Raw genomic sequence first — 6,269 nt, 5'->3', positions numbered from 1 at the left:
CTTCAGGGGGCTTCAGGGGCGGCGGGTGTAGAGCCGCCCGTCGGCCCAGAGGATGTCCACCCGGCCCCACTCCGCCGCGGCCCGCACGTCGGGGAAGAAGCCCCGGCCGTTCTCGTTGGCGCTGGTGTTGCAGAGCACCGGGATGCCGCTGAGCCGCTCGTACTCGGTGAGCAGCCGAGCCAGGAAGGGGTTGCCGCGCTCGCTGACGGTCTGCAGGCGGGCGGTGCCGTCCAGGTGGACGACGGCGCGGATCCGGTCGGTCCAGTCCGGTCGCACCACGTGGTCGAAGAGCATGTACGGGTCGGGGCAGCCGGGGGAGAAGACCTCGGGGGCGCGGTGCTCCAGGCAGATGGGGGCGACCGGCCGGTAGTGGGCCCGGCCCTTGATGTCATTGAGCAGGATCTTGGTCTTGGCCTCGTGCGCGGGCGCGATGATGCTGCGGTGCCCCAGCGCCCGGGGGCCGAGTTCGGCGCGTCCCTCCAGCACCACGACGGGCTCGCCGCGCTCATGGAGGACCGCCGCCAGGGCCGCGGCGTCGCAGGGCCGGGACTGCCAGCCGGGGACCTCCCCCGGATCCCGCAGCCGGGGGCCGCTGAAGACGTCCCACTCCAGCCGGGGGCCCAGCCCTTGCTGCACCATCTCGGCGGCCGCGGTGCCCAGGGCGGCACCGGAGTCGTTGGGGAACGGGGGGATCCACACCTCGCGGAAGAGCCCGCTGGAGCGGATCTCGCTGTTCCACTTGATGTTGAGCGCGCACCCGCCCGCCAGGCAGAGGTTGTCGCTGCGCAGCTCCGGGGGCAGCTGCCGTACCCGCTCCCGCAGGGCGGTCAGCAGTCTGGCGCCCAGATACCCCTGGAAGCTGGCGATCAGGTCCGCGTCCGAGGCGCCCGGCCAGACCGTGTCACGGTTGCGGTCGATCCACTGCGCCAGCTCCAGGCCGGTGTCGAAGGTGAGCGGCAGACGCGCCAACTGCTCGTCGAGGACCGGGTAGAAGCCGGGTTCGTCGTTCCCCAGCGCCGCGTACGCCATCGCCTTGCCCGCCACGTCGAGGTTGCGCGGCACGGCGTGGTCGGGGGCCCTCACCCGCTCCTGCCCGGCGGAGCGGTAGGGCTCCAACTGGGCGCAGTAGTCGGCGAAGGCGCTGCCGTACACGGGCAGCAGCGGGCCCAGGGCCTGCACGCTCAGCGGGTGCACGCCCACCCGGTACAGCCGGGGTGTGGTGCCGCCGTCCCACACCAGCACCAGCGCAGGTTCCTGGCGGGCGGCGAACGGGCTGGTGCAGTACGAGCCCAGGAGGTGCTGGGTGCCGTGGTGGTAGCTGGCGTAGCCGAAGGTGCCGTCGCCCAGCGGCAGTCCGTCGAAGGCGTAGCGGTGGAGCACCTCCACGGGGGAGGGGGCGTCCGCCTCGCAGTACGGGGCGACCTCCACGGTCACCGGCCGGCCGTGGTGGGTGACCCGCAGCAGGGGCGTCTGCTCGCCCGGGGCCGCGAACCAGCCGTCCACCACGAAGGAGTCCACGTCGGCGGGGCGCACGCCGTGCTGCCGCAGCGTGTCCTCGACGACCTCCAGGCGGTCCAGCGGCTGGTAGCGGGGGTTGCCGTCCAGCTTCTCCATCTCGATGCTGCACAGCAGTACGCCGTTCTCGACCAGGGCGACGGCGCCGTCGTGGGTCAGTTTCATTCCGCAGATGAGCATCGCTCAGCTCCTTTCCGGGACGCGGGTCACCGGGGCGGGTCGGTGGCCTGGCCCCGGGTGAGCGTCCAGGTCTCGTAGTCGGTGGCGCCGTCGGCCGGCTCGAAGGAGTAGTTGTCGTACACCGCGATGTCGGTGAAGCCCGCCCGGCGGGCCAGTTCGCGCACCGTCTCGCGGTCCAGCGCGAACAGCCGGTGGGTCTCGCGGACGACGGTGTAGGTGTCCGGGCCGTCCCCGTCGCGCAGGAACTGGGTGTAGTCCAGGTCGGTGTGGGACTGGCCGGGGTGGTTCTGGAACTTCCAGATGAAGGCCAGGTCGCCCAGGTCGTCGGCCCAGACGCTGGTGCCGAAGCGGTCGGCCACCATCCGGTGCGCCAGGATGTCGAAGACGAACGAGCCGCCGGGGCGCACGGTGCGGGCGACCGCCTCGAACGTCCGCTGGAGGGTCTGCTCGTCGGGCATGTAGTTGAGTGCCGCGGCGGCGCAGATGACGGCGTCGTACTGCTGGTCCCCGGGGATCTCGGGCAGTTCGGACCGCACCAGGGGGACGTCGGAGCCCAGCCGGGTCCGGGCCCGGGCGAGCATCGGACCCGAACGGTCCAGGCCGGACACGGCGTAGCCGCGGCGCACCAGCTGCTCCAGCATCAGGCCGGTGCCGCAGCAGACCTCCAGCACGCTGTGCACCGGGGCGGGGTGGTCCGACCACACCTTCTCCAGGAAGGCGGCCATCTTGTACCGGGGGCTCTCCCCCCAGTGCTCGCAGGCCCACACCGCCAGGCGGTCATAGGTGTCGGAGATGGCCTCGTACGGTTCGGGGATTCCAGCGGTTATCGGCTGGCCTTTCATGTCTGCTCCTCGGTGGAATGAGTTCTGCGGGAATGTGCGCAGGCGTGTTCGACGGTCCGCCGACCGCGTACGGATATCAGGCGGATCGAAATGGTGGAATGGTTCCGGCCCGTTTCTCGAGGATCGCTCGAATGGCCGTCCAGGCGCCGGCGCAGGCTTCGTCGCCGCACGTCGGAAGGTGTGCGGCGAGGGTGCGGAAGTGGGCGAGGGGCGCGGGAGTGCAGGCCCGTCGTCGTACCGTCGACGCCCTGCGAAGAGACGCGACAACCGGTTTGTTCCCACCCGAACCGTTCGTATGTGCACCACTGGGGGGTCTCACCCGATCGGCTCTGCCGACGGTCGGCGGCAGGGGATGTTTTGCTGGCCTCGATCATTCGAACTAGGATTCCAATGGGCGCTCCGGGAATGACCCGGACAGCCCGGAGAATGCGTGAGAAAGGCGGCAGCAATGACCACGGATGTGGTGCAGCTCTATGAGAACTTCCCGTTCCCCTCACCGGAGGACGACTCCCCCCTCATCGACGTCGTCGCCGAAGAACTGCCCTTCGTCCTCGCCGACACCCGCCTGACGGGATGGCAGATCCTGGACGCCGGCTGCGGCACCGGCAACATCCTGGTGGCGCTGGCCCGCAGCCACCCCGAGGCCCACTTCACCGGAGTCGACGCCTGCGCCCGCTCCCTGGAGATCGCCCGCCGCCGCGCCGAGCACCACCAGGTCACCAATGTGGAGTTCGTCCACGGGCGGATGCCGGACCTGGACCTCGACCGGCGCTTCGACCTGGTCCTCTGCTTCGGCGTCCTCCACCACCTGCCCGACCCGCAGGCCGGGCTGCGCTGGCTCACCACCCACCTGGCCGACCAGGGCCTGCTCCACCTGTGGCTGTACCACGCCCTCGGCGAGCACGGGCGGATGCTGGACCGGGAACTCGTCCAGCTGCTGAGCCGCACCGGCAGCCGCGGCGACGGACTGGAGACCATCCGCAGCCTGGGCATCCGGCTCTCCCTCAGCGAGTACGGCTTCCCCGCCGGCTGGACCGGACTGGCGCTCAGCGAGGCCGAGCAGGACGCCCTGGACGCCGACGCCTATCTCAACCCCGTCGTCCAGCCCATGCGGTTCGCCGACGTCCCCGGCCTGTTCGCCGGACTCCCGGTGGACTGGCTCGCCGCCGACCGGGTCTACGCACCCGGTGGCACCCCCTTCGTCGACCTGGCCGGAGCCGAGCCGGACCGCACCCGCCACATCCACCCCGGGGAGCTCGTCGACACCCCCACGCTGCGCGCCCGCGTCCGTGAGCTGGACACCCTTGACCAACTGCGCGCCCTGGAACTGCGGTTGCGGCCCACCGGCTTCCGGGTGCTGGCGGGCCGCGGCCGCAGCCTGGACCGGTGCGTCGGCCGGATCCACGGCAACCTGCTGCCGCTGCACCGCTGAACGGGGGGACCATGCCGCTCGACCCGGATGTGAAGGCCTTCCTGGACACGCTCGTCGGTCAGCCCCCCGTCGAGGAGCTGGCGGTTCCCCAGTTCAGGGCCGCCATCGAGGCGTTCACCGCCTACTGCGCCCCCGCACCCTCCGTCGCGCTGGTCCGGGACCTCATCCTGTCCACCCCCGCAGGCCCGCTCGCGGCCCGCCTCTACCACCCCGAACCCGGCCGGGTGCTGCCGGTCGTGGTGTACTTCCACGGCGGCGGCTGGATGAGCGGAAGCATCGACTACGCGGACCCCGTCTGCCGGGCGATGGCCGTCCAGGCGAAGGCCGCCGTGCTCAACGTCGGCTACCGGCTCGCCCCCGAACACCCCTATCCCGCCGCGGTGGAGGACGCCTTGGCCGCCGTCCGCTGGACGGCGGCCAACGGCGCCGCGATAGGCGCCGACCCCGCCCGGCTGGCCGTCGCGGGGGAGAGCGCCGGTGCCAACCTCGCCACGGTCACCGCGCTGCTGGCCCGGGAGGCCGGACCGCGCATCGCCCATCAACTGCTGGTCTGCCCCGCCCTGGACACCGGGCTGGACACCGGGTCCTACCGCCGGCTGGCCACCGGCTACGGCAACACCCGGGCGGTGATGACGCGTTGCTGGCAGACCTATCTGGGCCTGCCCGCCGGCTCCTTCCACCGGGCGCCCTGGCAGGCCGCCCCGCTGCGCGCCCCCGACCTGGCGGGACTGCCCCCCGCCACGGTGATCACCATGGAGTACGACCCGCTGCGGGACGAGGGCGAGATGTACGCGGCCAGGCTCGCCGCGGCAGGCGTGCCCACCACGGTCGCCCGCCGCCGGGGCATGATCCACTCCGCGCTCTACCTCGACGGGGTCGCCCCCCGGGCCGCCCGCACCCGCGCGGCGGCCGCGACCGCCCTGCGCCGGGCCTGGCAGCCCGCCTAGGGCGCGCGAGGGCCACCGGCCGGCCCTGTGCACAGCCGGCCCCGGTCCCGGGACACGCCGCGGGCCGCCCCCGCACGCGAAACGCGCCGCACCACCCGCCCGCAAGCAGCCACCAGAACCAGGAGAGTGCCATGAAGGGCCAGCCCAGCCTGCCGGAGGAGCTTCCGGACCTGTACGACGCCATGGCCGACGCCTATGACCGCCTCGACGACTGGATCGTCGCCAACTGGGGCGAGAAGCCCCGCCCCGAACGGGCCGACTTCCTGCAGAAGTTCTGGTCGAGCCGGACCGGCGAGGTCCGCAGCGTCCTGGAGATCTGCTGCGGCACCGGCCTGATGCTGGAACAGCTCGCCCTGCGCGGCTTCGACGTCACCGGGCTGGACCGGTCGCAGGCCATGCTGGGGCACGCCCGGCGGCGCCTGGGGGAGCAGGTGCCGCTGGTGCACGCCGAACTCCCCGCCATCCCGGTGGACCGGCAGTTCGACGCGGTCGTCAGCCCGGGAGCGGCGCTGAACTACACCGCGAGCCGTGAGGACTTGGCCGCGACGTTCCAGGCGGTCGCCCGGGTGCTGCGGCCCGGAGGGTCGTTCGTCTTCGACATCCTCTCCCCGGGCATGATGGCCGATCACGCCGGCAGCACCGTCTGGGCCGCGGACCTCGGCGACCTCGCCTTCGTCTGGACCTTCGCCGACAGCGCCGACGGCCGCTACAGCGACGCGACCTACACCCAGTTCCTGCGCCGCGCCGGGGACCCGGACGGCTCCTACACCAGGACCAGGGAGCAGCACCGCCTCTACACCCTGGACCCGGAGACGGTCGGCGCCGTCGCGCAGGAGTGCGGACTCACCGAGGGCGCCGTGTACGACAACTACACCTTCCATCCGGCCCACGCGGCCACGCGCTACCAGACCTGGGCCTTCACCAGGGCGTAGCCGCCACCGCGGGAAGGGCCGCCCCGATGGCACGGCCACCGGGGCGGGCGCAGCGGCGGGCGCGGGATGCGGACGCCCGCCCGAGCGCGGGTGCGGCGGGGTGCGCGCGTGGGCAGGGCGGGGCACGGCGGAGTACGCCCGGACGGGTCCGGGCGGGATGTCAGCGCACCGGGCGCCCGATGTGACACATACTGGTGGGGATGAAGAAGCCCATTGCCCCGAGGCATCTGCCCACCAGCCCGTTCAAACCCGCCGCCGTCCCGCTCCCGAAGCAGTTCGCCCTGGGCGACCGCGTCACCCATGACGAGTTCGGCCTCGGAAGGGTCGTCGGTGTCGAGGACGAGGTCGCCGTACTCGTCGACTTCGGTCCCCACCAGGAACGGATCATGAGCCCCTACGCCAGGATGACCAGGCTCTGACC

At 72.4% G+C, this 6,269-nt stretch carries 6 protein-coding genes; 4 read left to right on the top strand and 2 right to left on the bottom strand.

Going from position 1 to position 6,269, the window contains the following annotated elements; translation table 11 throughout:
• Positions 1-12: 12 nt before the first annotated feature.
• Positions 13-1,695 carry a carbamoyltransferase N-terminal domain-containing protein gene (locus AOK09_RS35570; protein ID WP_055591320.1) on the bottom strand — a complete coding sequence of 561 codons (1,683 nt, stop codon included), beginning with the start codon at positions 1,693-1,695 and terminating at the stop codon, positions 13-15.
• A gap of 26 nt (positions 1,696-1,721) precedes the next feature.
• On the bottom strand, positions 1,722-2,537 hold the full coding sequence (locus tag AOK09_RS35565) for a class I SAM-dependent DNA methyltransferase (protein ID WP_055591319.1): 816 nt from the start codon (positions 2,535-2,537) through the stop codon (positions 1,722-1,724).
• A 448-nt stretch (positions 2,538-2,985) separates the two neighbouring features.
• Between AOK09_RS35565 and AOK09_RS35560 the strand changes: the two genes are divergently transcribed.
• The 4 genes from AOK09_RS35560 (at position 2,986) to AOK09_RS35545 (ending at position 6,267) form a co-directional block, all read left to right on the top strand.
• On the top strand, positions 2,986-3,969 hold the full coding sequence (locus AOK09_RS35560; protein WP_055591318.1) for a class I SAM-dependent methyltransferase: 984 nt from the start codon (positions 2,986-2,988) through the stop codon (positions 3,967-3,969).
• Positions 3,970-3,980: 11 nt separating this feature from the next.
• Positions 3,981-4,916 (top strand): alpha/beta hydrolase, encoded by a 936-nt coding sequence (locus AOK09_RS35555; protein WP_055591317.1) that lies wholly within the window; start codon positions 3,981-3,983, stop codon positions 4,914-4,916.
• A 131-nt stretch (positions 4,917-5,047) separates the two neighbouring features.
• The gene (locus tag AOK09_RS35550; RefSeq protein ID WP_055591316.1) at positions 5,048-5,848 is read left to right on the top strand and encodes a class I SAM-dependent DNA methyltransferase; all 801 of its coding nucleotides are present in this window, start codon (positions 5,048-5,050) and stop codon (positions 5,846-5,848) included.
• Positions 5,849-6,048: 200 nt separating this feature from the next.
• Positions 6,049-6,267: a hypothetical protein gene (locus tag AOK09_RS35545; protein WP_055591315.1), complete on the top strand. Its 219-nt coding sequence runs from the start codon at positions 6,049-6,051 to the stop codon at positions 6,265-6,267.
• The last annotated feature ends 2 nt before the right edge of the window (positions 6,268-6,269 follow it).

Source organism: Peterkaempfera griseoplana, assembly GCF_001418575.1.
GTDB lineage: Bacteria > Actinomycetota > Actinomycetes > Streptomycetales > Streptomycetaceae > Peterkaempfera > Peterkaempfera griseoplana.
Note: the sequence above shows the minus strand (reverse complement) of the source record. Positions and strands in the feature narration are given on the sequence as shown.